The sequence below is a fragment of the Nonomuraea sp. NPDC049714 genome (genome assembly GCF_044465295.1).
GTDB lineage: Bacteria > Actinomycetota > Actinomycetes > Streptosporangiales > Streptosporangiaceae > Nonomuraea.
In genome coordinates, this window is record NZ_JBITLM010000006.1 from 23,877 (window position 1) to 47,683 (window position 23,807).

25 protein-coding genes are annotated in these 23,807 nt (G+C 70.3%); 15 read left to right on the forward strand and 10 right to left on the reverse strand.

What is annotated here, in order from left to right; translation table 11 throughout:
* Window positions 1-23: 23 nt before the first annotated feature.
* The 5 genes from rpsK to truA all read left to right on the forward strand — a co-directional run bounded on the left by rpsK (window position 24) and on the right by truA (window position 3,910).
* Window positions 24-428 (forward strand): 30S ribosomal protein S11, encoded by a 405-nt coding sequence (rpsK, locus tag ACIBQX_RS23655; RefSeq protein WP_020542285.1) that lies wholly within the window; start codon window positions 24-26, stop codon window positions 426-428.
* A gap of 20 nt (window positions 429-448) precedes the next feature.
* Window positions 449-1,075 (forward strand): 30S ribosomal protein S4, encoded by a 627-nt coding sequence (gene rpsD / locus ACIBQX_RS23660; protein ID WP_397007891.1) that lies wholly within the window; start codon window positions 449-451, stop codon window positions 1,073-1,075.
* Between the two features lie 104 nt (window positions 1,076-1,179).
* Complete coding sequence (locus ACIBQX_RS23665) at window positions 1,180-2,196, forward strand: DNA-directed RNA polymerase subunit alpha (RefSeq protein WP_219469300.1); 1,017 nt, start codon at window positions 1,180-1,182, stop codon at window positions 2,194-2,196.
* A gap of 147 nt (window positions 2,197-2,343) precedes the next feature.
* Window positions 2,344-2,886, forward strand: a complete 543-nt coding sequence (gene rplQ / locus ACIBQX_RS23670; protein WP_397007894.1) for a 50S ribosomal protein L17 — start codon at window positions 2,344-2,346, stop codon at window positions 2,884-2,886.
* Window positions 2,887-2,998: 112 nt separating this feature from the next.
* Window positions 2,999-3,910 carry a tRNA pseudouridine(38-40) synthase TruA gene (gene truA / locus ACIBQX_RS23675; RefSeq protein ID WP_397007896.1) on the forward strand — a complete coding sequence of 304 codons (912 nt, stop codon included), beginning with the start codon at window positions 2,999-3,001 and terminating at the stop codon, window positions 3,908-3,910.
* Here truA and ACIBQX_RS23680 read toward each other — a convergent pair.
* From ACIBQX_RS23680 to ACIBQX_RS23690, 3 genes are all read right to left on the reverse strand, one after another.
* Complete coding sequence (locus tag ACIBQX_RS23680) at window positions 3,875-6,415, reverse strand: hypothetical protein (RefSeq protein WP_397007898.1); 2,541 nt, start codon at window positions 6,413-6,415, stop codon at window positions 3,875-3,877. The two genes, truA and ACIBQX_RS23680, sit on opposite strands and share 36 nt — an antisense overlap.
* A 102-nt stretch (window positions 6,416-6,517) precedes the next feature.
* Window positions 6,518-7,591: a hypothetical protein gene (locus ACIBQX_RS23685; protein ID WP_397007900.1), complete on the reverse strand. Its 1,074-nt coding sequence runs from the start codon at window positions 7,589-7,591 to the stop codon at window positions 6,518-6,520.
* 119 nt (window positions 7,592-7,710) lie between these two features.
* Window positions 7,711-8,457 (reverse strand): CAP domain-containing protein, encoded by a 747-nt coding sequence (locus tag ACIBQX_RS23690; RefSeq protein ID WP_397007902.1) that lies wholly within the window; start codon window positions 8,455-8,457, stop codon window positions 7,711-7,713.
* Between the two features lie 309 nt (window positions 8,458-8,766).
* Between ACIBQX_RS23690 and rplM the strand changes: the two genes are divergently transcribed.
* Genes rplM through glmM form a run of 3 tightly spaced genes read left to right on the forward strand, consistent with a single transcriptional unit; the run spans window position 8,767 to window position 11,123 of the window.
* Complete coding sequence (gene rplM / locus ACIBQX_RS23695; protein ID WP_397007904.1) at window positions 8,767-9,210, forward strand: 50S ribosomal protein L13; 444 nt, start codon at window positions 8,767-8,769, stop codon at window positions 9,208-9,210.
* 28 nt (window positions 9,211-9,238) lie between these two features.
* Window positions 9,239-9,760: a 30S ribosomal protein S9 gene (gene rpsI / locus ACIBQX_RS23700; protein ID WP_189141211.1), complete on the forward strand. Its 522-nt coding sequence runs from the start codon at window positions 9,239-9,241 to the stop codon at window positions 9,758-9,760.
* 1 nt (window position 9,761) lies between these two features.
* The gene (glmM, locus tag ACIBQX_RS23705) at window positions 9,762-11,123 is read left to right on the forward strand and encodes a phosphoglucosamine mutase (protein ID WP_397007906.1); all 1,362 of its coding nucleotides are present in this window, start codon (window positions 9,762-9,764) and stop codon (window positions 11,121-11,123) included.
* A 35-nt stretch (window positions 11,124-11,158) separates the two neighbouring features.
* Here glmM and ACIBQX_RS23710 read toward each other — a convergent pair whose 3' ends face one another.
* The 6 genes from ACIBQX_RS23710 to ACIBQX_RS23735 are packed head-to-tail and all read right to left on the reverse strand — an operon-like array spanning window position 11,159 to window position 16,404.
* On the reverse strand, window positions 11,159-11,611 hold the full coding sequence (locus tag ACIBQX_RS23710) for a hypothetical protein (protein WP_397007908.1): 453 nt from the start codon (window positions 11,609-11,611) through the stop codon (window positions 11,159-11,161).
* 13 nt (window positions 11,612-11,624) lie between these two features.
* Window positions 11,625-12,980, reverse strand: coding sequence for an AAA family ATPase (locus ACIBQX_RS23715; protein WP_397007910.1), 1,356 nt, complete (start codon window positions 12,978-12,980; stop codon window positions 11,625-11,627).
* A gap of 38 nt (window positions 12,981-13,018) precedes the next feature.
* Window positions 13,019-13,735, reverse strand: coding sequence for an ABC transporter permease subunit (locus ACIBQX_RS23720; protein ID WP_397007912.1), 717 nt, complete (start codon window positions 13,733-13,735; stop codon window positions 13,019-13,021).
* Entirely contained in the window at window positions 13,735-14,649 is a 915-nt protein-coding gene (locus ACIBQX_RS23725) for an ABC transporter ATP-binding protein (protein WP_397007914.1), read from the reverse strand. Before ACIBQX_RS23725 ends, ACIBQX_RS23720 begins: the two co-directional genes overlap by 1 nt.
* Window positions 14,646-15,503 (reverse strand): ABC transporter permease, encoded by an 858-nt coding sequence (locus ACIBQX_RS23730; protein ID WP_397007916.1) that lies wholly within the window; start codon window positions 15,501-15,503, stop codon window positions 14,646-14,648. The genes ACIBQX_RS23725 and ACIBQX_RS23730 overlap by 4 nt, the downstream gene beginning before the upstream one ends.
* Window positions 15,496-16,404, reverse strand: coding sequence for an ABC transporter ATP-binding protein (locus tag ACIBQX_RS23735; protein WP_397007918.1), 909 nt, complete (start codon window positions 16,402-16,404; stop codon window positions 15,496-15,498). The genes ACIBQX_RS23730 and ACIBQX_RS23735 overlap by 8 nt, the downstream gene beginning before the upstream one ends.
* Window positions 16,405-16,565: 161 nt before the next feature.
* On the opposite strand from ACIBQX_RS23735, the gene ACIBQX_RS23740 reads away from it, so the two are divergent.
* Complete coding sequence (locus ACIBQX_RS23740) at window positions 16,566-16,700, forward strand: hypothetical protein (RefSeq protein ID WP_397007920.1); 135 nt, start codon at window positions 16,566-16,568, stop codon at window positions 16,698-16,700.
* Here ACIBQX_RS23740 and coaA read toward each other — a convergent pair.
* Window positions 16,672-17,589, reverse strand: a complete 918-nt coding sequence (gene coaA, locus ACIBQX_RS23745) for a type I pantothenate kinase (protein ID WP_397007922.1) — start codon at window positions 17,587-17,589, stop codon at window positions 16,672-16,674. The two genes, ACIBQX_RS23740 and coaA, sit on opposite strands and share 29 nt — an antisense overlap.
* Before the next feature lie 187 nt (window positions 17,590-17,776).
* Here coaA and ACIBQX_RS23750 point away from each other — a divergent pair, with 187 nt between their 5' ends.
* From ACIBQX_RS23750 to tsaE, 6 genes are read left to right on the forward strand one after another with little or no spacing between them, the layout of a single operon-like run.
* Window positions 17,777-19,192 carry a PhoX family protein gene (locus ACIBQX_RS23750; protein WP_397007924.1) on the forward strand — a complete coding sequence of 472 codons (1,416 nt, stop codon included), beginning with the start codon at window positions 17,777-17,779 and terminating at the stop codon, window positions 19,190-19,192.
* A 17-nt stretch (window positions 19,193-19,209) separates the two neighbouring features.
* Window positions 19,210-19,560: a holo-ACP synthase gene (locus ACIBQX_RS23755; RefSeq protein ID WP_397007926.1), complete on the forward strand. Its 351-nt coding sequence runs from the start codon at window positions 19,210-19,212 to the stop codon at window positions 19,558-19,560.
* A gap of 10 nt (window positions 19,561-19,570) precedes the next feature.
* A complete protein-coding gene (locus ACIBQX_RS23760; protein ID WP_397008823.1) occupies window positions 19,571-21,052 on the forward strand; it encodes an NAD(P)H-hydrate dehydratase in 1,482 nt (493 codons plus the stop codon).
* Window positions 21,053-21,066: 14 nt separating this feature from the next.
* Window positions 21,067-22,197 carry an alanine racemase gene (gene alr, locus ACIBQX_RS23765; RefSeq protein ID WP_397008825.1) on the forward strand — a complete coding sequence of 377 codons (1,131 nt, stop codon included), beginning with the start codon at window positions 21,067-21,069 and terminating at the stop codon, window positions 22,195-22,197.
* Window positions 22,194-23,246 (forward strand): alpha/beta fold hydrolase, encoded by a 1,053-nt coding sequence (locus tag ACIBQX_RS23770; protein ID WP_397007928.1) that lies wholly within the window; start codon window positions 22,194-22,196, stop codon window positions 23,244-23,246. The genes alr and ACIBQX_RS23770 overlap by 4 nt, the downstream gene beginning before the upstream one ends.
* Entirely contained in the window at window positions 23,243-23,710 is a 468-nt protein-coding gene (gene tsaE, locus ACIBQX_RS23775) for a tRNA (adenosine(37)-N6)-threonylcarbamoyltransferase complex ATPase subunit type 1 TsaE (RefSeq protein WP_397007930.1), read from the forward strand. Before ACIBQX_RS23770 ends, tsaE begins: the two co-directional genes overlap by 4 nt.
* The last annotated feature ends 97 nt before the right edge of the window (window positions 23,711-23,807 follow it).

A 23,807-nucleotide genomic window follows, 5' to 3' on the forward strand; every position in this document is an offset into this window, starting at 1 on the left:
ACCACCTGGAGTGAAGGCAACCAATGCCTCCTAAGAGCCGTCAGGGTGCGCCCAAGAAGGTGCGCCGCAAGGAAAAGAAGAACGTCGCTCATGGGCACGCCCACATCAAGAGCACGTTCAACAACACGATCGTCTCGATCACCGACCCGAACGGGAACGTGATCTCCTGGGCCAGCGCCGGCCACGTGGGTTTCAAGGGCTCCCGTAAGTCCACCCCGTTCGCCGCCCAGATGGCCGCCGAGAACGCCGCTCGCCGCGCCATGGAGCACGGCATGCGCAAGGTCGACGTGTTCGTCAAGGGTCCCGGCTCCGGTCGTGAGACCGCGATCCGCTCCCTCCAGGCCACCGGTCTTGAGGTGGGTTCGATCCAGGACGTCACGCCCGTCCCGCACAACGGCTGCCGTCCGCCGAAGCGCCGCCGCGTCTGATTCCCAGGAGATATTGAGAAATGGCTCGTTACACGGGCGCGGACTGCAAGCTCTGCCGTCGCGAGAAGACCAAGCTCTTCCTCAAGGGCAGCAAGTGCGAGTCCGCCAAGTGCCCCATCGAAATCCGTCCTTACCCCCCGGGTGAGCACGGTCGCGGACGCCCCAAGGAGTCCGAGTACCAGCTTCAGCTTCGCGAGAAGCAGAAGACCCGTCGCATCTACGGCGTCCTCGAGAAGCAGTTCCGCAACTACTACGAGGAAGCCGCTGGCAAGAGCGGCAAGTCGGGTGAGGTTCTCCTCCAGATCCTGGAGAGCCGCCTCGACAACGTCGTCTACCGCGCCGGGTTCGCCCAGTCGCGTGACGCCGCTCGCCAGCAGGTCCGCCACGGTCACATCATGGTGAACGGCAAGAAGGTCGACATTCCTTCTTACCGCGTGCGCGAGCACGACATCATCGAGGTCCGCGAGACCAAGCGCAACCTCCTGCCCTACGAGGTGGCCCGCGCTACCGCCGGTGACCGCACGGTCCCCGCCTGGCTGGGCGTCGTGCCCGACAAGCTGCGCGTCCTGATCCACCAGCTGCCGGTCCGCCAGCAGATCGACACCCAGGTGCAGGAGCAGCTGATCGTCGAGTACTACTCCAAGTAGTAGCTCGTCTTCTGGTTCGCGTACGGATTCCGTACGCGAACTAGGCTGTTTATCGGAGTGGCGTCATATAGCGGGCGCCACACGAAAAAGGGGAGAACCCACTCATGCTGATCGCTCAGCGTCCGACTCTTCTCGAAGAGTCGATCGACGACACGCGCTCCCGGTTCGTCATCGAGCCGCTGGAGCCGGGTTTCGGCTACACCATCGGCAACTCGCTCCGCCGCACGCTGCTGTCGTCCATTCCGGGCGCGGCCGTGACGAGCATCCGGATCGAGGGCGTGCTGCACGAGTTCTCGACCGTTCCCGGGGTCAAGGAAGACGTCACCGACATCATCCTCAACCTCAAGGAGCTGGTCGTCTCGTCCGAGCACGACGAGCCGGTCGTGATGTACCTGCGCAAGCAGGGCCCGGGTGAGGTCACCGCCGCCGACATCGCGCCCCCGGCCGGTGTCGAGGTGCACAACCCCGAGCTGCGCATCGCCACGCTCAACGGCAAGGCGAAGCTGGAGATGGAGCTGACCGTCGAGCGCGGTCGCGGTTACGTCTCCGCCGCGCAGAACAAGCAGCCGGGCCAGGAGATCGGTCGCATCCCGATCGACTCCATCTACTCCCCGGTGCTCAAGGTCACCTACAAGGTCGAGGCGACCCGAGTCGAGCAGCGCACCGACTTCGACCGCCTGATCCTGGACGTCGAGACCAAGCCGGCGATGAAGCCCCGCGACGCGGTGGCCTCCGCCGGTAAGACCCTCGTCGAGCTCTTCGGCCTGGCCCGTGAGCTCAACGTCGAGGCCGAGGGCATCGACATCGGCCCGTCGCCGACCGACGCCGCCCTGGCCGCCGACCTGGCGCTGCCGATCGAGGAGCTCAACCTCACGGTCAGGTCGTACAACTGCCTCAAGCGCGAGGGCATCCACACCGTGGGTGAGCTCGTCGCCCGCAGCGAGCAGGACCTGCTCGACATAAGGAACTTCGGCGCCAAGTCCATCGAGGAGGTCAAGCAGAAGCTCCACGAGATGACGCTGGCCCTCAAGGACTCCCCGCCCGGGTTCGACCCGAGCGCGGTCGCCGGTGCCGGTTACGACGACGACGACAGCGCGTACGTCGAGACCGAGCAGTACTGACCTGAGAGGGCTCCGGCCCTCACGACCCCGCGCCGGACGGCCCGTCCGGCCGGCGCGGGGGACACTGACGGCCGCGTCGCCCGACGCGGCCGGCCCGACTCCGGTACCTGGTACGGCCGGGGCGGGTGAACTCACAAGGAGAGAGCAATGCCCAAGCCCACCAAGGGCGCGCGTCTTGGCGGCAGCCCGGCGCACGAGCGGCTGATCCTGGCCAACCTCGCCACCGACCTGTTCCGGCATGGCAAGATCCGCACCACGGTGACGAAGGCCAAGCGCCTGCGGCCGCTGGCGGAGCGCCTGATCACCAAGGCGAAGAAGGGCGACATCCACAACCGTCGCCAGGTGCTGACCGTCGTCAAGGACAAGGGCGTCGTGCACCACCTGTTCACGGAGATCGCGCCGACGTTCGCCGAGCGTCCGGGCGGCTACACCCGGATCACCAAGATCGGTGCGCGTAAGGGCGACAACGCCCCCATGGCGGTCATCGAGCTGGTGGCCGAGCCGCTGAACCCGGTCACCGTCTCGCGCACCACCGAGGCTCCGGCCGCCGCGGACACCACCCCGGCCGCCGCCGAGACCGAGGAGACGGCCCCGGCCGCCGAGGCCACGGAGGCTCCCGCCGAGGAGACCGCCGCCGCCGAGGCTCCCGCCGCCGAGGCCAAGGACGAGGCGAAGAAGGACGAGGCCTGATCCATCCAAGCCGACAGAATCGGGCCCGGACCCCTTCGCGGGGGCCGGGCCCTTTTCATGTGCGGGCACGCGCCTGAGTGCGCGGTAGCGTCTGTTGGGACTGTCTGGAGGAATGATCGTGGTACGGCTCCGACTCGACCTCGGCTACGACGGGAGCGACTTCTCCGGGTGGGCCAGGCAGCCAGGCCTGCGTACCGTCCAGGGGGAGATCGAGCAGGCGCTCGGCCGGATCCTGCGGCTCGGCGAGCCGCCGATGCTGACGGTGGCGGGGCGTACGGACGCGGGCGTGCACGCCCGCGGTCAGGTCGCGCACGTCGACGTGGCCGACGAGGCGCTCGCCGAGCTCGACGGCAACCGGGCCGGCCCGCTGGGAACGGATGAGCGGCTCTCTGCGCTCGTGCGACGGCTCGGGGGTGTCCTTCCTCCAGATGTACGGGTTTTTCGGGTCACAGGGGCTCCTGAGGGCTTTGACGCCCGGTTCTCGGCCCTGTCCCGCCGGTACGCGTACCGGGTGAGTGACGCCGTGGGGGGCGTCGACCCGTTGCGGCGGCAGGAGGTCGTCTGGCACAACCGGCCGCTCGATGTGGACGCGCTCAACGCGGCGGCCGCCCGGCTGCTGGGCGAGCACGACTTCGCGGCGTTCTGCAAGAAGCGCGAGGGCGCCACCACGATCAGGGAGCTGCAGCGGCTCGACTGGGTGCGTGGCGGCGACGGGGTGCTGGTCGCCACCGTCGTGGCCGACGCGTTCTGCCACTCGATGGTGCGGGCGCTGGTCGGCTCCCTGCTGGCCGCGGGTGACGGGCGGCGGCCGGTCGAGTGGCCGGCGCGGGTGCTGGCGAAGGCCGTACGCGACTCCGGGGTGCATGTGGCGCCCGCGCACGGCCTGTGCCTGGAAGAGGTGAGCTACCCGCCGGAGGCGGAGCTCGCGGCTCGGGCGAAGGCCACCCGGCGGGTCAGGACCCGGGTCGGGACTCAGGTCGGATCATCGTCAGCCGTCGGTGACGCGGCGCTCGAGGACGAGTGACGTCTGGTCGCGGAAGGCGCTGCTGACCTTGATCAGCGTCTTCTCCTTCGCCTCCGGGGTGTGGCCGTCGGCGTGGGTGGCGTAGCTGAAGACGATGTAGCGGCCCCACACCAGCCCCGCCGCGTAGCCGCCCGCGATGTGCACGCGGTCGCCGCCCGAGCCCGGCGAGCCGGGCAGGGCGCGGAACCAGAGGTTGCGGCTCAGGTTCTTGGCCTTGTCGACGCGCAGGGCGGCATCCTTGCTGGGCAGCACCGCGATGCCGGTCGTCACCGCCCATCGGCGCTTGGCGTCGACGTACGTCGCGCGCAGGACGCGGCTGCACTTCTGCTCACGCAGCGCCTCGGCGAACGCGCCCGCGGCCGCCTCCTGGCAGCTCGCGGCCACGTCGGACTTGACCCTGGTGAAAGTGGCGCCCGCCGCGCTCACCTTCTTCTTCGGGAACGCCTCCGACAGCGACAGCTTCTTGGGATCGGTGATCTCGGAGTTGAGCATGGCGGTGCCGGCGGCCTCGGCCGGCGTCGGGACGGCGGGGGCCGCCGTGGGGGTCGCCGACGGCGCGGCGGAGGTGGTCGGGGCCGCCGCCTCCGGAGTCGGCGCGCCGACCGATCTGACGGCGAAGAAGCCGCCGGTCGCGACGCCCGCCAGCACCAGCACGCCCAGGGTGGCGAACAACGCCCGCTTGCTCTTGCCCGGCTGCTCGACCACCTGCAGCGGAGCGAACGGCGGCTGCCTGAACGCGGCGCCGCCCTGCGGTACGAGGTCGGCGGACGGGGCGCCGCCCGGGGGAAGGGCCAGGGCGGGGCGCTGGCCCCAGGTCTCCTGGTCGAACGGGAGATCGGGCAGCTTGCCCTGCTGCTCCGCGCCGTGCGGGGCCGGCGGCCAAACCGGGACGTCGCCGGGACCGGCGGGCTGATCCGCCTGCTCCATGCCCTGGTTGGGGTTGAACAGCGGCGACGGAGGCAGCTTGGGACCTGGGGTGGGGGTGGTCCTGCCCGGGATGGCCTTCCTGGCGGCGGACGGCGAGGCGGCCTCGTCCGTGTCGGCCGGCACCGGCGCGCTGAACGGCGCGGCCGCTCCGTGCGCGGCGACCGCACCGGTGCTGAACGGCGCGTTGCCCTGCCGTGGGATGGGGGGCGGCGCGCTCTGGCCGGTGCCGTACGGGGCGTTGCCCGGCTGTGCGGTGGGCGGCGGCGTGCTCTGGCCGGTCCCGTGCGGTGGGGCGGGCGGCGGCGTGCTCTGGCCGGTGCTGAAGGGTGACGCCGGTTGGGGGTGTTGGGTTGTGGCATTCGGGTCGAAGTGGGGAGCCGGGGCGGTGGGAGCGTCGGCCTCGCGTCGCGTGGGGCCGCCGCTCTGGGGCGTGTCGTGCGGGCCCTCCTCGCCGCCGGGGTCGAGCTCGCCGGTCGCGGCGGGCCAGGGCGGCATGGCGGGCGTGTCGGTGACGGGCGTGGGCCACACCTGCATGCCCGCCGCCGCGGCGGTGAACGCCGGCGGCGGCTCCCACCGGGGCGCGCCCGGAACCACGGGCTCCGGGGCCCACGGCTCCCTCGCGGGCTGGGGCATGGCCTCGTGACCTGGGTGCGCGGGCGCGTCGACCCCCGCACCTGACACGGGCGGCTCCTCCGAGCCGTCCGGTCCGGCGAACCAGTCGTACGGCGCGGCGTCGCCCTCCCGCACCTCCCACGGCTGCGCGCCGGGGAAGTCGGGCAGCGCGGGAAGCCGTTCGCCCTGAGCGGCCCGTACGTCGTCCACACCCGGAGGCGGCGTGGAGGAGGCCTCACCTTGCGACCGCGCGGCGGCAGCCTGTGCACCGCTCCAAGCCCCGGCAGGGCGGATCTCGGGCTCGCCGGTGTTCGTCGCAGACGACAAGGCCGGGGCGGGACGGGCGGCGGCCTGCGCTCCGCTCTCAGCGGGGTGCCAGGCGGCGGGTCGGGTTTCGCCTTCGGAGGCGGGACCGGCGGCGGCCTGTGCGCCGCTGTCGGCGGGGTGCCAGGCGGGGTGGGGCTCGGTCCCGCCGGTGTCGGTCGCGGGCCGCAGGGCTGGGGCGGGGTGGGTTTCGGCTTCGGCGGCGGCGTGGGCGCCGCCCTTGGCGGGGAGCCAGGTGGTGGGGCCGTCGGCGGCCACCGGTGGCCAGGCGTCGGCGGGGCGCGTCCGGTCGCCCTTGCCGGGCCAGGCGATCGCGGGACGGGTCTCGCCGGGGACGGGGGGCCGGGGGAGGGACGGGCTGGTCTCGCTGCCCGGGGCGGCGGGCTCGTCCTCGACGGAGAGCCACGCCTCGGCGGGGGGCCCGCCGTCCCGTGGCTGCCATCCGTCGGCGGCGCCCGTCTCGCCCTCTACAGAAAGCCAGCCCTCCGACTCCTCGACGGACGGCGGCTCGGGGTACGACCGCGGGACGCGCTGCTCGCCCGACGGCCGCCCGCCGAAGCTGGGCGGCGGCGTCGACGGTGCGGCCGAGCCGTCGTTTTCCCTGCGACGCTCGTGCTCAGACCCGGGTCCGTGGCCACGCATAAGGTGAGCCTAGCGAGAGTCGCTAGATCGTTCCCTAGGTATGGACCTTCCCGGCGGATTGATCGTCCTGTTTGCGACCTTAACTCGGTGAAAGGGCGATTTTCAGGTGGCCCGGGCGCCGGTCAAGGTGCGGGAGTCGAGCGCTTTGAAGACCGTCGCCTTGGTGATGTCGTCGGCCGCCTGGAAAAGCGTCTTCGACGACTTTTTGTCGGGCTTGATGCCGTCCTTGCTCTGGAACCAGACCATGACCGCGTAGTGGCCGTGCGCCCACACCTTCGCCCCGCCGCTGCCCGAGCCGAGGAACTTGGTGACCTCGTCCTTGCCCGCCAGGGGCTTGACGTAGTCGGCCGTGCCCGCCGCGCGGGCCACCTTGGAGGCGTTCTTGCTCGTGTTGAGGTTGGCGACGCCGACGGTGCCGATCACCTTGCCGGACTTGTCGCGGAAGCTGGCCCGCATCATCTGCGTACACTTGCCCGCTTTCAGGGCCTTGGCGATCTTGTCACCCAGGACGCCGTCGCCACACTTCTTGTCCTTGCTGGTGATGGTCATCTGGTACGAGCGGCCGGCGACGGTGAACTTCTTGGCCGTGAACAGCTCCTTGACCGTGAGCGGGTCCGGGTCCGTACGACGCTCACCGGCGTAGCCGAACTTGCCAGGGGGCGCCGACGGGATCGGCGCGGACGTGCGGCGGCCCGCGTCGGTGGCGGCGGCTCCCGGATCGTCGGCGTTCCACATCACCGCGAGGCCCGCGCCGAGGAGCGCCATCACCGCCACGCCGCCCAGCACCGCCCAGAGCGGGCCGCGCGAGCGGTTCTCGTCGTCGTAGGGGCTCCACGTCCGGTGGGTCGGCCCGGTCTCGACGCGCTCGTCGGGCTTGGGCTGGGAGCCGGCGGCGGGGCCGGGCGCGAGGCCGTAAGGAGGGGCGCCCGACGGGGGCGCCGCTGCGGTGTCGGCAGGAGTGAAGGCGCCGGCGAAGGTGCCTGCGTCGGCCTCGGCCGCTTCGGCTGCCTTGCGCTCCTTGCGCGACATACGCGGGGCGCTCTCGGTGTCGGCGGCCTTGCGCTCCTTACGTGACAGGCGCGGGGCGCTCTCGGGTTCGGCGGCGCGGCGCGAGCGGCGCGGCGTGCCCTCCGGATCGCCGTCGCCGCGAGCCCGGCGCGGGGTGCTCTCCGGCATGCCTTCACCGCCGGGAGCGCTCTCCGGGGCCTTTGCACGGCGCGAACGGCGGGGGGTGCTCTCCGTGCCACTTTCACGTTCATTGGGAAAACCCATGCGGAGACATTACCGTGCGTGGGTCACGAGCGTCCGAAATCCTGGGTCCACCACGGGCCGTCGGGGCCGGACACGACGCCGACGCCGATCGCCCTGAACTCGCAATTGAGGATGTTCTTACGGTGGTCGGGGCTGTCGAGCCAGCCGCTCAGGGCCTCCTCGGCGGAGACGTAACCACGGCCGATGTTCTCGGCGGCGCCCGCGTAGTAGCGGGCGCGCTCCATCCGGTCCCACGGCGTCGAGCCGTTGGGGGACTCGTGCGTGAACTGGCCGGAGCGGGCCATCTCCAGCGAGTGGGCGCGGGCGGCCCTGGTCAGCCGTACGTCGCTCCTGAGCGGGCCGCACCCGTGCCTGGCCCTGACGGCGTTGGTGAGGCGGACGACCTCGGCGGCCGCGCCGGGCACGCTCCTGGGCGCCTGCTCGTCGCCGTGCATGCGGATGAGGTCATCGGTGGTGTATCCGGGGATCTGGTCGTCGGCGCTCCTGGTCGGCCGGACCCTGTTCCTGCTGCGCGGGGCGATCGTGGTCGTCTGCCTGGGCAACGCCTCGACCAGCGGCTGCGGCTTCTTGCGGGCGGGCACGGAGGCTTTCGCCGTGGGGGAGGGGGTGGCCTCGTTGAGGTAGATGTGGCCGGCCGGCACCGGGTCGCCGGCCATGCGGCCGAGCAGAACTCCGGTGAACAGCGCCGCCAGGAGGCAGGCCAGCGCGCCCAGGTGGTTCCGGCGCCGTGCGCTCCGCTGGGTGTGCCGGGTGTGAAAACTCTGCCACATACCGCCACCAACGATAGGCAAGTCGGGTCGTGGTGAAGAAGGGATAGCAGGGAAACGAAATAGAACTGTTCTGTGGTCGGGTAGACTCAGCGAAGTTACCGGTCTTTTGACCAGCGTCCATCAGGGCGGGTAACCTAATCGTTCGTTGTGTGCATAGGTCCAGCGTGACCGATGCGCGGCGCGTCCGGCGTCATCTCCCATCACTTGAGGAGACGGAAGGTCCGGGCCGTCGTGTGCCCGCACCGACCGACCCCAGCGCTGTCGCATCCGGCAGCGCGCCGAAGACGCGAGCATAAGAAGGCTACGACCGTGCGCACGTACTCACCGAAGCCCGCCGACGTCCAGCGTCAGTGGTACGTCATCGACGCGACCGATGTCGTGCTGGGCCGGCTGGCCAGTCACGTCGCGATCCTGCTCCGAGGCAAGCACAAGCCGATCTTCGCCAACCACGTCGACACCGGTGACTTCGTCATCGTCATCAACGCGGACAAGATCGCGCTCACGGGTAACAAGCTCGAGCAGAAGAAGGCTTACCGCCACTCCGGCTACCCAGGTGGTCTGCGTTCCGTGAGCTACGGCGAGCTCATGGAGAAGCGGCCGGACAAGGCTGTTGAGAAGGCCGTCAAGGGCATGCTGCCCAAGAACTCCCTCGGCCGGAAGATGGCCAAGAAGCTCAAGGTCTACGCGGGTGCCGAGCACCCGCACAAGGCTCAGCAGCCGGTGCCGTTCGAGATCACCCAGATCGCCCAGTAGTAGTCCGAGAAAGAGTTAGAGGAGAACCGTGGCTGAGCCCACCGGTGTCGAGACGGCCGTCGAGCCCCAGGTGGAGGAGTTCCCCACCGAGGAGTTCCCTTCCGAGTACACCACCGAGTCCACCGCAAGTGCTGACGCTCCCGTGCGCAAGCCCATCACCACGGGCAACTCGTACGGCACCGGTCGCCGGAAGGAGGCGATCGCCCGCGTGCGCATCGTCCCCGGCACCGGCAAGTGGACGATCAACGGTCGTTCGCTTGACGTCTACTTCCCCAACAAGGTCCACCAGCAGATCGTCAACGAGCCCTTCGTGGTGCTCGGTGCCGAAGAGGCGTTCGACGTCATCGCGCGCATCGACGGCGGCGGCGTGACCGGCCAGGCCGGCGCGCTGCGCATGGGCCTGTCCCGCGCGCTGACGGCGCTGGACGTCGAGACCAACCGTGCGCCGCTCAAGAAGGCCGGCTTCCTCACCCGTGACGCGCGCGCCACGGAGCGGAAGAAGTACGGCCTCAAGAAGGCCCGTAAGGCTCCGCAGTACAGCAAGCGCTAAATTGGCGCGTCTGTTCGGCACCGACGGGGTGCGTGGGGTCGCGGGTCGCGACCTCACGGCCGAGACCGCCATGGCCCTTTCGGTCGCGGCGGCTCACGTCCTCGGCGATGCAGGCGTGTTCACCGCTACTGGCTCTGCCGCTCGTCGGCAGCGGCCAGTAGCGGTCGTAGGCCGGGACCCACGAGCTTCAGGAGAGTTTCTCGAAGCCGCTGTGGTCGCCGGCCTCGCGTCGTCCGGAGTGGATGTGCTGCGCCTCGGCGTGCTGCCCACTCCCGCCGTCGCCCATCTCACGGCCGCGCTCGGCGCCGATTTCGGCGTCATGCTGTCGGCCTCGCACAACCCGGCGCCCGACAACGGCATCAAGTTCCTCGGCCGTGGCGGCTTCAAGCTGTCCGACGCGGTCGAAGACGAGATCGAGCGGCGGCTCGGCGAGGACTGGGACCGGCCGGTCGGCTCGGCGGTCGGCCGGGTCCGCGACGCCTACGGCGAGGCGGACCGCTACATCTCCCATGTCCTGACGACGGTCAACGGGCAGCTCGACGGGCTGGACATCGTGGTCGACTGCGCTCACGGCGCCGCCCACATGGTCGCCCCGGAGGCGCTGCTGCGGGCCGGGGCCAGGGTGGAGGCGATCGGCGCCAGGCCCGACGGCCTCAACATCAACGCCGGTCACGGCTCCACCCACCTGGACAAGCTGCAGCAGGTGGTCGTCTCACGCGGCGCCGACGTGGGCATCGCCTACGACGGTGACGCCGACCGTTGCCTGGCCGTCGACCACACCGGCGCCATCATCGACGGCGACCAGATCATGGCCGTCCTCGCGGCCGACATGCACGCCAAGGGCAGCCTGGCCAAGGACACCGTGGTCGCGACCGTGATGTCCAACCTGGGCTTCAAGCTGGCGATGCGTGATGCGGGCATCAACGTGATCGAGACCGCCGTGGGCGACCGCTACGTGCTCGAGCGCATGAAGTCCGAGGGCTTCAACCTGGGCGGCGAGCAGTCGGGTCACGTCATCATGCTCGACCACGCCACCACGGGCGACGGGCTGCTCACCTCGCTCCACCTGCTCTCGGTGGTGGCGCGCTCGGGCAGGTCGCTCCGGGAGCTGGCGTCGATCATGACGCCGCTGCCGCAGATCCTGATCAACGTCAAGGACGTGGACCGGGGCAAGTCCGCCGCCGACGAGCTCACGGCCGCGGTCGCGGTGGCCGAGGAGGAGCTCGGGGAGACGGGCCGGGTCCTCATCAGGCCGAGCGGCACCGAGCCGATGATCCGCGTCATGGTGGAGGCCTCCTCGAAGGACCAGGCCACCAAGGTCGCCGAGCGCCTCGCGGACGTCGTCCGCGTCGCCTGCGTCTGACACACCCTCCGGGTGCGGCACGCCGCACCCGGAGGTCACGCATGTGATCTGAGCTGATCGTCGAGGGTCCAGATGCCGGTCTCCACGCCGCTCACCCGCCTGGTGTAGAGCTCACGTTCGGCGAGTATGCAGAGGTCGCCCAGCCCCAGCTTGCGCATCACCTGATCGGACAGCGGGATTCCGGTCCCCGCGCCGTCAATGAGCGTTCGCAGAAAATCCGGGCCCCATTCCACGGTGTGCAGAACCCAAGGCGCATCGCCGTCGATGACGAGTTTCAGCAGGGTAGCGAGCTTGTCCGCGTACTGGCGGCGAAGTCTCCCGTCGGAGAGTTGCGCGATATGGTTGCCGGTCTCGATCACGGCGGTCACCGGGAGGATCAGGCGGCACTGGCGCTTGTCCGCGAGTTGGCGCGCCACCATGGCGCGGTCCTGGTTCTTCCCCGGAATGTCGAGAAGATCGCACAGGACGGAGGTGTCGACGAACTCCACGCGGCGGCCCACGTCAGCCGAGTCCCATGAGGCGATCGAACTCCGTGAAATCGCGGTCGTCATCGGACTTCTGTTCCAGCAGGCCGGATGTGACCACCGTGCCCAGATCACCTTGTGCCATGAGACTCGGATAGCCGGATAGCTCGGGGAGTTTCGTGAGCTTGGAGAATCCGGTGCTCCGGTCCCTGGAACTGACCACGACGGCCTGATGATCCTCCGGAGACAGCGCTGACAGCAGCGCCGGACTGTGTGTGGTGAACACGACCTGCGCGCTGCTTTTCGTGGTGGCGTTCTTCACCAACTGCAGGAGCTGAGAGGCTTGGGACGGGTGTAGTCCGTTCTCCAGTTCCTCGATGACGAGCAGCGGCGTCGCCGTGTGATCCGAGGAGTCCCGTCGGCTCAGATCCAGGTCCATGCCCTGGCGTAGCAAGGTCGTGGCGATGGCGATGAAGCGCAGCAGACCGTCGCTCATCTCGCGCGCCGGTGTGAGCGCGCCGTCTTCCTGTAGTGCCAGCATGAGATCGTCGAGTTGCGAGCGGATCACCTCGATATCGGAGATCTCATGGTCCACCAGAGCTTGCGTGTGCTGGAGAAGCCGCGCATAGCTGGCGGGGTCGGTGTTTTTCAGGTGGCCGACGACAGCTGAGATGTTCTCCGCGGTCCTGCGGAGGCGGATGTCCCGGCCCTGCACGTACAGCCGCATGAGATGCGGAACGGGATCCAGGTGAAAGACGCCGCGCAGGGTGTCGAGGACGAGTTGCGCGGCGACCGCCACGTGGCGCTCGGCTTCGGTCGCCTGCTCCAGCCGGAGAGGCAGCTGCGCGGTCACCAGCCGGGAGGAACGGAAAGAGGCCTTGGGGTCGCGGCCGGGGCGCCCGTTGTACCAGCGGGCCTCGATGCTCCCGCCTCCTGCGGCGGAGCTGTCTGCCTGCAGCAGTGTGTGAAAGACGCGCTCGCGCGGATCGCGGGTGTGGCGGAGTCTGGTGGAGATACCTCGTAGCGTTTCCCGGACGATTTCAGGCTCGGGACGCATGCGGATCGTCACGTCGAAGTCGATGAGGAAGTAGCCCCCCGACTCAGCCTGATCGAGGTCTGTCACTTGGCAGCCCAGGCTGAAGGTGTCAGTGGTGTGTGGAGGGCAGCCTGCGATGCCTCCGCGCACGGGGCCCTCGTCCACGCGCCTGCTGTCGAGGGAATCGACGATGTCGCCCCCCTCGGCGAGGCGTGACAGCACCTCCAGCCCGTCGAGGGCATTGGACTTACCACTGCTGTTACGCCCGATCAGCACCGTCATGTCCCCCAGCGGCAGCACTGCGTCACGGAAGGTCTTGAACTCAGTGAGACGCAGTTGGGCCAGGCGCACGAACATGCCACAACGGTACAGCGCCACGATCGTGCGCCTGGTGGTTACTCGTCGCCGGTGAGGGAGAACTTGCGCAGGCGGAGGCCTGCCCAGAAGACCGCGCCGGCCGTGACGATGATCAGTGCGGGGATGGCGAAGCCGAGGGTGACCTTCGCGTCGAGGAACGGCGAGTCGGAGATCTGGGCGGCGATGGCCTGGCCCCACTGCTGGATGGAGAACTTCTGGGCGCCGGTGATGAAGCTGCCGACGAGGGTCTCCCAGACGAGGGCGTAGATGACGCCGATGGCGACGGCGTGCCGGGTGATGACGCCGAGCAGCAGGAAGACGGCGGCGTAGGCGATGCCCGCCACCAGCACCCCGATGGCGAAGCCGGAGGCGATGCCGTCCTCGTTGCGGACCAGGAGCCAGGCCGCGAAGTAGGTGGGCACGGCGGCGAACAGCGCCAGGACCGAGGCCGCCACCAGGAACTTCGTGCCGGCGATGACCGGGCGGGAGATCGGCTTGGACAGCAGGTGGATAATGGTGCCGTCGTCGATCTCGGGGGCGATGACGCCGGTGCCCGCGATGAGCCCGAGCAGCGGCAGCATGGTGGCGATGGCGAACTTGTCCATCAGCAGCAGGGCCGAGCGCTGGTCGGCGCTGCCCACGAAGAGCAGCAGGATGGCCAGGCCGATCAGGGCGAGCGGCAGCAGCAGGAGCAGGAGGATCCTGCGCCTGCCCAGCAGCGCCCGGTAGGTGATGCCTGCGACCACGGTATTCATCAGGTGCTCCTGTTGATCAGGTAGGAGAAGACGCTCTCCAGGTCCTCGTCGGCGGGGGACACCTGGTGCAGTCGTACGCCCTCGGCTCGGGCGACCCGGGGGAGCAGTTGGGCGAAGCGCCGGAACTCGGCGGCCTGAACCTCCAGGCCGTCGGGGCCGAGCGTGACGCCGCCCGCCGAGCTGTCGATGATGAGGGCGGCGGCCAGCTTGCGGTCGTCGCTGGACCGGATCTTGAACAGGTGTGGCCGGTCCGTCATGAGGCGGCGGATCTCGCGGAAGTTGCCGGTGGCCGCGTGTCTGCCCGCGACCAGGACCTCGATCTGCTGGGCGACCCGCTCGACCTCTTCGAGGATGTGCGAGCTGAACAGGATCGTCTTGCCCGCGGCGCCCATGGACCGGATCAGGTCCATCAGGTGCATCCGCTGGCGGGGGTCCATGCCGTTGAAGGGCTCGTCCAGCAGGAGGACCGGCGGGTCGTGGACGAGCGCGGCGGCGACCTTGACCCGCTGGCGCATGCCCTTGGAGTAGGTCTCGACGCGGCGGTCCTTGGGCTCTTCCATCTCCACCGTGGCCAGGGCCTTGCCGGCGGCTCCGGCAGGGTCGGACAGGCCGTGGAGCTTGGCCGCGGACAGGACGAACTGCCAGCCGGTCAGGAAGCCGTAAACGCCCTCCCGTTCCGGGACTAAGCCGATATTTCGGTAGATGTGATGGTTCTTCCACACCTGGGCGCCGTCCAGCGTGACCGTGCCGCCGGACGGGGCCAGGAAGCCGGCCATCATGTGCAGCAGCGTCGACTTGCCGGCGCCGTTGGGGCCGAGCAGGCCGGTGACGCCGGGCCCGATCGTCATCGTGACGTCGTTGACCGCGACGACGTTGCCGTACCAGCGCGAGACCTGCGAGAGCTCGATCTTCATCGCGAGGCCGCCTTCCGGTAGCGCAGTGCCAGGACCGCCAGGGCGGCGGCGATGAGGGCCGCCACCAGGAGAGCGGGGACAGGGCCCCCGGGATAGGGGCCTTCGGCGTGGGACGGGGTGCCGAACAGCCAGGACTGCACGGCGTCGACCAGCCAGAACGGGTTGGCCAGCCAGGCCCAGCGGGCCTCGGAGCTGTAGCCCGACATCTCCAGCGTGCCGAAGATGACCGGGACGGCCGCCGAGGACAGCAGGTAGGCGGCCATGACGGAGGCGACGCCGAGGCCGCGCCTGGGCGTGAGCGAGGAGATCGCCAGGCCGAAGGTGGACAGCAGCAGCGCCAGGACCAGGGCCATGGCCACGGCGCCGAGGTACTCCCCGGTCCCCGGCGGCCCCGGGAGGTCGATCAGCAGCTCGCCCACGTAGATCAGCGTCAGCGGCACCGCGACCAGCAGGAACAGCGCCGCGGTCATCGCCGCGACCTTGGCGCCGACGTACTCGCCGATGGTGACGGGCCGGGACAGGTAGAGCGGCAGGACGCGGAAGCGCAGGTCGGGGGCGACGACCGTGGGCGCCTGAGCGGCCAGGAAGATCGCCACGACCGCCTGCATGAGAACGGCGAAACCGCTGTAGGCCACCAGGCCGCGCTGCTGGACCAGCGCCATCATCGCGATGGACACGACGGAGGGCAGCAGCATGATGGTGACCAGCGAGAACGGCATGATCTTGCTGCGTGCCGTGCGGCCGAGGCCGAAGATGCCGCGCAGGCTGTGCACGGTCAGGGCTCGCACCGTGTGGCCGCGGCCCAGGCGCGGGCCGTCGTAGTGGCGGTAGCCGATGTCGTAGATCTCAGACATGGGCCGCCTCCTCCCTGAAGACGTCCTCGATGCGGTGCCGGCCCTGCTCCAGGCGGATCAGGCAGAGGTCCAGGTCGGCGGCGGCGTCGCGGACGGCGTCGAACGTCTCGGGGCCGAGCACCTGGACCGCCAGCAGGCGGCCGTGCGGGGTGACGGTCTGGCCGAGCTCGGCCAGGCGGGCCGCGAGCAGGTCGGCGCCGTCCTCGACCTCGACGGTGATGGACTCGGTGGCATGGGTGAACTCGGCGATCGCGGAGGAGCGCAGCAGCCGCCCGGCGTCGATGACGATGACGTGGTCGCAGACGCGCTCCAGCTCGCCGAGCAGGTGGGAGGTGACGAGCACGCTGATGCCGAACTCGGTGCCGATGCGCCTGATCAGCGCCAGCATCTCGTCGCGGCCGCGTGGGTCGAGCCCGTTGGTGGGCTCGTCGAGGAAGATCAGCTTGGGGTCGTGGACCAGTGACTGGGCCAGCTTGACGCGCTGCTTCATGCCGGTGGAGTAACCGCCGATCGCCCGGTAGCGCTCTTCGGCCAGGCCGACGTGGCGCAGCACGTCGGCGGCGCGCTCGCGGGCCGCCGTGCGCGGCAGCCCGGACATCCGGGCCAGATGGACGACGAATTCGGTGGCGGACACGTCGGGCGGCAGGCAGTCGTGTTCGGGCATGTAACCGACGAACCTGCGGATCTCCGCGCCGCGCGTCGCCACGTCCAGGTCAAGCACCTTGGCGGTGCCCGCGGACGCCGGCAGCAGGCCGAGCAGGATCTTGATGAGCGTCGACTTGCCCGCGCCGTTCGCCCCGACGAGGCCGGTGACGCCGGGTCCGACGGTCACCGACAACCCGTCGAGCGCCGTGACGGTGGGGAAGCGTTTGGTCAGCCCCTCGGTAGCGAGGATGTGCATGTCCGGGACCCTACCGGCAGCGATATGGACGCGGCGTCGGTCAAAAGGATGAACGACGTCCTCCCTGGGGCTGGAATTCGCGCTGCGCCCACGGGTGGAGTCCCGGACCTGTCGATCAAACGTTGAATTCTCATTGACTCTGGTCGGGGAAGCTGCCGACCATGCAGATCTACAGGTGCCACGATCACGGCGAGGAGTGCTGGTTCGCCGACATCGACGATCAGGAGTGTGCGGGCAGGTTCGCGACCTACCTGTTCGAGGAGGCTTTCAGGTGCGGCGAAGCCGTACCCGCGTGACGGCGTGGTCGGCGCCCTTGTGCATGACCAGGTCGGCGCGGCCCCGGGTGGGGGCGATGTTCTCGATCAGGTTGCGTTCGTTGATGTCGCGCCAGACGTTGACCGCGAAGGCGGTGGCCTCCTCATAGGACAACTCGGCGATGTGGCGGAAGTAGGACTTGGGGTCCTCGAAGGCGGTGCGGCGGAGCTTGTGGAAGCGGTCGACGTACCAGTTGCGGATGTTCTCGACCTTGGCGTCCACGTAGATGGAGAAGTCGAAGTAGTCGTTGACCGCCAATGAGGTGGGCGGGGCCGGCTGGAGGACATTGAGTCCCTCAATGATCAAGATGTCGGGACATTTCACGATCTGCGCCTCGCCGGGGACGATGTCGTACTCAAGGTGACTGTAGACCGGAGCGCGCACCTCGCGCGCGCCCGCCTTCACCTCGGCCACGAACCGCACCAGCCCTCTGCGGTCATAGCTCTCCGGGAAGCCCTTGCGGTGCATGATGCCCTTGGACTCCAGCACCGCGTTGGGGTAGAGGAAGCTGTCGGTCGTGATCAATTCCACGTGTGGGTGCTCGGGCCACCTGGCCAGCAGCGTGTGCAGCAGTCGCGCCGTGGTCGACTTGCCGACCGCGACACTGCCCGCGATGCCCAGGATGTACGGAACTCGCTGTTCGGCGTGGCCCAGGAACGCGCTCAGCACGCTGCTGCGCTCCTTGGAGCCGGTGAAATGGAGGTTCAGCAGCCGCGTCAGCGGCAGGTAGATGTCGGTGACCTCGGTGAGGTCGATGGGGTCGTCGACGCCTCGTAGCTCTTCGAGCTCTTCCGCCGTGAGAGTCAAGGGCGTGTTCTTGCGGAGTTCGCTCCACTGCTCCCTGCTCAGTTCAACGTAGCCGTTGTTCACCTTGGCAGCGTAGCGACGGCGTCAGAGCCGGGCTCCGGCCGGGGGTGGAGGGGGATATCCACAGGCTGTGGATGAAAACGGGGGATTACCGATAGTCAGTTCGGGGAAAGGAGGCCGCCCGGTCGAATCGTCGGCATGTCGACGGGCCTGCGGCTAATGTGCCATAGCAAACTCACCTGGAGGCCATGTGGACCGTCGTCGTTTCCTCACCCGCACGGCCACGATCGCCGCCGGGATCGCCGGGCCGTTCGCGGGCGTCGCCTGCGCGGGAGCCCAGGGAGGCGCCAGGCCGGCGCCCGGATACGGGCGGCTGCGGCCGGTGCGGGACCAGCGTGACGGCGTGGTCAGGCTCCACCTGCCGGACGGCTTCAAGTACAGGTCGTTCAACGCGGCGGGGGAGAAGTTCTCCGACGGCAGCGCCGTGCCGGGCCGGCACGACGGGATGGCCGCGTTCGCCGGGCCGCGCGGCAGCGCGATCCTGGTCCGCAACCACGAGGTCAACGGACCCGTGGGGGCCTTCGGCGACCGGGCCAGGGCCTACGACCCGATGGCCGGGGGCGGCACCGCCACCCTGCGGGTGAGCCGCTACGGCGAGGTGCTCAAGAGCCTGCCGTCGCTGAACGGCACCATGATGAACTGCTCGGGCGGCCCCATGCCGTGGGGCGCCTGGGTGAGCTGCGAGGAGACCGTCAACGGCCCCGACGTGGGCGACGACCACACCGGCGGCGACAACTCCAAGCTCACCGAGAAGCACGGCTACATCTTCGAGGTGCCGCTCAAGGGCCGGGCGACCGCCAGGCCGATCAGGTCCGCGGGCCGGTTCGCGCACGAGTCGGTGGCGTTCGACCCCCAGACCGGCACCCTCTACCTGACCGAGGACAACTTCGGCTTTCCCTCGGGTTTCTACCGGTACATCCCGCCGAGGCATCCGGCGCAGGCGGGCCGCCTGCTCGACGGCGGCAGGCTCCAGATGCTCGCCGTCAAGGGCAGGAAGAGCGCCGACCTCTCGGTGGGCCACCCGCCGGGCGCCGCCTTCGGCACCGAATGGGTGGACATCGACGAGCCCGACCCGTCCTTCACCGGCAGACCGTCGAACGACCACGCCGTGCAGGCGGTCGGCAAGCAGGGCCGGGCCGCGGGCGGGGCGATCTTCTCCAGGCTCGAAGGCGCCGTCTACCACCAGGGGACCGTCTACTTCGTCTCCACCCAGGGCGGGGACACGGCGCAGGGCGACACCCCGCCGGACGGATTCGGCAAGGGCAGGGGACAGGTGTGGGCGTACGAGACGTGGAGCGGCAGGCTCAAGCTCGCCTACCAGTCGCCGCGCGCGGCGACGCTGGACCTGCCGGACAACGTGACCGTCAGCGGTCGCGGGACGCTGGTGCTGTCCGAGGACGGTGAGGGCGACAACTACCTGCGCGGGCTCACCCGCGCGGGCGGCGTCTTCGACTTCTGCCGCCTCGCCCCGGTCGCGGGTGACGCGGGGGCGGAGTTCGCGGGCTCCACGTTCGGGCCCGGCGGCCACACCCTGTACGTGAACGTGCAGTCCAAGCAGGGCCGGTCCTTCGCCATCTGGGGTCCTTGGCAACGAGGCGCTTTCTAGCTGGTTAGCCTGGTGGGATGATCCTGGGCATCGGCGTGGACGTCGTGGACATCGCGCGCTTCGAGGCCGCGCTGGAGCGGACGCCGGCGCTGCGCGAGAGGCTGTTCACCGAGATCGAGCGGCCGCTGGCGACACACTCGCTGGCCGCCAGGTTCGCGGCCAAGGAGGCCGTCGCCAAGGCCCTGGGCGCCCCGAAGGGCCTCGGGCACCTGGAGGCCGAGGTGCGCTGCGACGAGAGCGGCAAGCCCGAGCTGCACGTGAGCGGCAAGGTCGCCGAGGCCGCCTACGGGCTCGGGGTGAAACGCTGGCACGTCTCACTCAGCCATGACGGCGGGGTGGCGATGGCTTACGTGATCGCCGAAGGATAGCTTGGTGCAGGTGATCGCCGCCTACTCCGCCGACCAGATCAGGGCCGCCGAACAGGCGCTGATGGCACGACTGCCCGAGGGCACGCTGATGCTGCGCGCCGCGACGGGCCTCGCCGCCGTCTGCGCCGGCCTGCTCGGCAAGGTGTACGGCAGCCGCGTCGTGCTCCTCGTGGGCAGCGGCGACAACGGCGGCGACGCCCTCTACGCCGGCGCCGTGCTGGCCCGGCGCGGAGCCAGGGTCGAGGCCGTGCTCGCCGGCTCAAGGACGCACCAGGCTGGGCTGCGCGCCCTCCAGGAGGCCGGCGGGGTGGTCGCGGGCGAGGACGTCGTCGGCGCGGCCGACCTCATCGTCGACGGACTGGTCGGGATCGGCGCGTCCGGCGCGCTGCGCGAGCCCTACGCCCGCCTCGCCGAGGCCGCCAACGCCGCCCCGGGCCCGGTCGTCGCCGTGGACGTGCCCAGCGGCGTGGACGCGAGCAGCGGGCGGGTGGCGGGCACGGCCGTGCGGGCGCTGCTCACGGTGACGATGGGGGCCCGCAAGACCGGTCTGCTCGTCGATCCGGGAGCCGCCTTCGCGGGCCGGATCGAGCTGGTCGACATCGGGCTCGACGCCTACCTGCCCGGCCCGGACGCCACCGCGCTGACCCGCGCCGAGGTCGCCGGGCGGCTGCCGCGACCCGGCAACGAATCCGACAAGTACCGCAGGGGCGTGGTCGGCATCGCCGCCGGCAGCGACCAGTACACCGGCGCCGCCGTGCTCGCCGTGGGCGGCGCGCTGCGGGCCGGCGCGGGCATGGTGCGTTACGCCGGTCCGAGCCGCCCCGCGGCGCAGGTGCGCGCCCGCTGGCCGGAGGCGGTCATCACCGAGCTGGACGAGCCGTCGATCGACGGCGTCGGCCGCGTGCAGGCGTGGGTGCTCGGCCCCGGGCTCGGCACCGGTCGCTGGGCACGCGAACTGGTCGCCAGGGTGCTCGCCTCGGACGTGCCCGTGCTGGTCGACGCCGACGGCCTCAACCTGGTGGCCAAGGATGTCGCATCGCTGCGCCGTACCAGCCCGGTCCTGATCACCCCGCACGCGGGCGAGCTGGCGCGGCTGACCGGAGCCGGCCGCGCCGAGATCGAGGCGGGCAGGCTGGAGCACGCCCGTGCGGCGGCGGCCGGGCTCGGCGTCACGGTGCTGCTCAAGGGGTCCACCACGGTCGTGGCCGAGGAGGGCTCGCCGGTGCGGGTCAACGGCACCGGCACGCCCTGGCTGGCGGCGGGCGGCACCGGAGACGTGCTGTCCGGCGTCGCGGGCTCGCTGCTCGCCCAGGGGCTGAGCTGCTACGACGCCGGGTCGTGCGGCGCCTATCTGCACGGGCTGGCGGCCCGGATCGCGGCCCGTGGCGCGCCGCTCACCGCGGCCGAGGTGGCCGAGGCGGTGCCGGCCGCCATCCGGGCGCTGAGCGGCGAAACCCCGCTCGACCACGCGCACGAACTGACAGACTGGTAGGTATGGACAACCCGATGGCGACGCCCGCGCAGGCGCGGGTCGACCTGGCCGCGATCAGGCACAACGTGGCGCTGCTCAAGGAGCGCGCCGGGGGCGCCGAGCTGATGGCCGCCGTCAAGGCCGACGCCTACGGGCACGGGCTCGTGCCCTCCTCCCGGGCCATGCTGGCGGGCGGGGCGGCCATGCTCGGCACCGCGTTCATCGCCGAGGCCCTGGAGCTGCGCGCGGGCGGGATCACCGCGCCGGTGCTGTCGTGGCTCATCACGCCGGAGGAGCCGCTCGACGAGGCGCTCCAGGCCGGCATCGAGCTGTCCGCCTCCGACGAGCGGCTGCTCGACGAGATCGCCGCCGCCGCCCGGCGCACCGGGCGTACCGCCCGCACCCACCTGGAGGCCGACACCGGCATGAGCCGGGGTGGCGCGCCGCTCGCCGCCTGGCCCGGCCTGCTGCGCCGGGCGCTGGAGCTGCAGGCCGAGGGCGCCGTCGAGATCGCCGGGCTCTGGTCGCACTTCGCCTGCGCCGACATCCCCGGGCACCCGGCGATCGACGCGCAGCTGGAGGCGTTCGAGACGGCACTGAAGCTGGCGGAGCAGGCGGGGGCCGCCGGATCCCACGTGATCAGGCACCTGGCCAACTCCGCCGCCACCATGACCCTGCCCAGATCCCACTACGACCTCGTCAGATGCGGCATCGCCGCCTACGGCCTCAGCCCGATCCCCGAGCAGGGCGACTTCGGGCTCAGACAGGCGATGACCCTCGTGGCGCGGATCGCGATGGCCAAGCGGGTCCCGGAGGGCTCCGGCGTCTCCTACGGGCACCTTTACGTCACCGATCGCGAGACCACGCTCGCCCTGGTGCCGCTCGGCTACGCCGACGGGATACTCCGGCACGCGACGGGGAAGGCCGAGGTGCTGGCCGGCGGCCGCCGGAGGCTCGTGACGGGCCGGGTCTGCATGGACCAGTTCGTGCTCGACATGGGCGACGACCCCATGGTCGCGGGCGACGAGGTCATCCTGTTCGGGCCGGGCACCCAGGGCGAGCCGACCGCTCAGGAGTGGGCCGATAACCTCGGCACCATCACGCATGAGATCGTGACCAGGATCGGATCGCGGGTGCCGCGGGTGTACGAAGGATGGGGTCCATGACGACCACAACACGCCGAAAGGTCGGAATCGCCGGCGCGATCGTCGGCGCCGCCTCCGCCGGGGTGGCCGCGGCGGCGCTGGCCAAGCGCTACGCCGTGGGCCGGATCAGGCTGCGGCCGGACCTTGAGGCGAACGAGCCGTTCGGCGAGCTCGGCGGCACCGAGCACACCCTGACAACCTCCGACGGCAAGGCGCTGCACGTCGAGGTCGACGGCCCGCAGGACGCCCCGCTGACGATCGTGTTCTGTCACGGCTACTGCCTCAACCTGGAGTCCTGGCACTACCAGCGCAAGGACCTGCGCGACACCCACCGCATGGTGCTCTGGGACCAGCGCTCCCACGGCCGCTCCCAGCGCGGCGCGGCCGACGACAGCACGATCGACCGGCTCGGCGAGGACCTGGCCGAGGTGATCGAGCGGTTCGTGCCGGGGCCGTGTGTGCTCGTCGGCCACTCCATGGGCGGCATGACCGTCATGGCGCTCGCCGACCGCCGGCCCGAGCTGTTCGGCGACCGGATCCGGGGCGTCGCGCTGATCGCCACCTCGGCCGGCAAGCTGGCCGAGCTGACCCTCGGGCTGCCCGCCCTGGTGTCGAAGGTCGTCCACAAGGTGGCGCCCACGACGGTGTCCCTCCTGGGCCGCAGGGGCGCGCTGGTCGACCGCACCCGCGACGTGGGCAGCGACATCGCCTTCCTGATGACCCGCTACATGGGCTTCGGCGACTCACGCAACATCAGCCCCACCCTGGTCGACTTCGCCGAGTCCATGATCAGGGGGACGCCGACCGAGGTCGTCGCCGATTTCTACCCCGCGCTGATGAACCACGACAAGCTGTCGGCGCTGCACGTGCTCGACCCGATCCCGACGGCGATCGTGGTGGGCGACAAGGACTGGCTGACACCGCCCGACCACAGCAGGGCGATGGCCGAGGCGCTGCCCAAGGCGCAGCTCACCGAGGTGCCCGACACCTCCCACCTGATCCAGCTGGAGCGCCCCGGGGTGGTCAACGACGCGCTGCGCGACCTGATCAAGCAGGTGGAGATCCAGTGAGACTGCCCACAGCGGAGGAGATGCGCGCGTACGGCACCCGCCTGGCCGCCCTGCTCAGGCCGGGTGATCTGCTGGTCCTGTCCGGCCCGCTCGGCGCCGGCAAGACCACGCTGGTGCAGGGCGTGGGCGAAGGGCTCAAGGTGCGCGGGCCGATCACCTCGCCCACCTTCGTGATCGCCAGGGTGCACCCGTCGCTGTGCGGCGGCCCGCCGCTCGTGCACGCCGACGCCTACCGGCTCGGCGGCGACCTCGAAGTGGACGACCTCGACCTCGACGCCTCCCTGGAGGAGTCGGTGACGGTCGTCGAGTGGGGCGAGGGTCTGGTCGAAGGACTGTCCGAGGAGCGGCTGGAGATCCACATCGACCGCGAGGCCGGCGACGAGGCGCGGATGGTCACGCTGCGCGGCGTCGGACCCAGATGGGCGGGCGTGAAGGTGGACGACACGCCGTCTGAAACGGACTAAGAGTAAAACCGCCACCAAGCCCCGATCATCCTGTCACCCTTGACGCGACTCGCCGATGCCAGGAAACATGATCATTGGTAAGGGTTGGCCCAGAAAT

Bases quoted from the DNA above. Each gene is read 5' to 3' on its own strand.
- rpsK (WP_020542285.1), top strand. From the start codon at position 24: ATGCCTCCTAAGAGCCGTCAGGGTGCGCCCAAGAAGGTGCGCCGCAAG.
- rpsD (WP_397007891.1), top strand. From the start codon at position 449: ATGGCTCGTTACACGGGCGCGGACTGCAAGCTCTGCCGTCGCGAGAAG.
- ACIBQX_RS23665 (WP_219469300.1), top strand. From the start codon at position 1,180: ATGCTGATCGCTCAGCGTCCGACTCTTCTCGAAGAGTCGATCGACGAC.
- rplQ (WP_397007894.1), top strand. From the start codon at position 2,344: ATGCCCAAGCCCACCAAGGGCGCGCGTCTTGGCGGCAGCCCGGCGCAC.
- truA (WP_397007896.1), top strand. From the start codon at position 2,999: ATGATCGTGGTACGGCTCCGACTCGACCTCGGCTACGACGGGAGCGAC.
- ACIBQX_RS23680 (WP_397007898.1), bottom strand. From the start codon at position 6,415: ATGCGTGGCCACGGACCCGGGTCTGAGCACGAGCGTCGCAGGGAAAAC.
- ACIBQX_RS23685 (WP_397007900.1), bottom strand. From the start codon at position 7,591: ATGCCGGAGAGCACCCCGCGCCGGGCTCGCGGCGACGGCGATCCGGAG.
- ACIBQX_RS23690 (WP_397007902.1), bottom strand. From the start codon at position 8,457: ATGTGGCAGAGTTTTCACACCCGGCACACCCAGCGGAGCGCACGGCGC.
- ACIBQX_RS23715 (WP_397007910.1), bottom strand. From the start codon at position 12,980: ATGTTCGTGCGCCTGGCCCAACTGCGTCTCACTGAGTTCAAGACCTTC.
- ACIBQX_RS23720 (WP_397007912.1), bottom strand. From the start codon at position 13,735: ATGAATACCGTGGTCGCAGGCATCACCTACCGGGCGCTGCTGGGCAGG.
- ACIBQX_RS23725 (WP_397007914.1), bottom strand. From the start codon at position 14,649: ATGAAGATCGAGCTCTCGCAGGTCTCGCGCTGGTACGGCAACGTCGTC.
- ACIBQX_RS23730 (WP_397007916.1), bottom strand. From the start codon at position 15,503: ATGTCTGAGATCTACGACATCGGCTACCGCCACTACGACGGCCCGCGC.
- ACIBQX_RS23735 (WP_397007918.1), bottom strand. From the start codon at position 16,404: ATGCACATCCTCGCTACCGAGGGGCTGACCAAACGCTTCCCCACCGTC.
- ACIBQX_RS23740 (WP_397007920.1), top strand. From the start codon at position 16,566: ATGCAGATCTACAGGTGCCACGATCACGGCGAGGAGTGCTGGTTCGCC.
- ACIBQX_RS23755 (WP_397007926.1), top strand. From the start codon at position 19,210: ATGATCCTGGGCATCGGCGTGGACGTCGTGGACATCGCGCGCTTCGAG.
- alr (WP_397008825.1), top strand. From the start codon at position 21,067: ATGGCGACGCCCGCGCAGGCGCGGGTCGACCTGGCCGCGATCAGGCAC.
- ACIBQX_RS23770 (WP_397007928.1), top strand. From the start codon at position 22,194: ATGACGACCACAACACGCCGAAAGGTCGGAATCGCCGGCGCGATCGTC.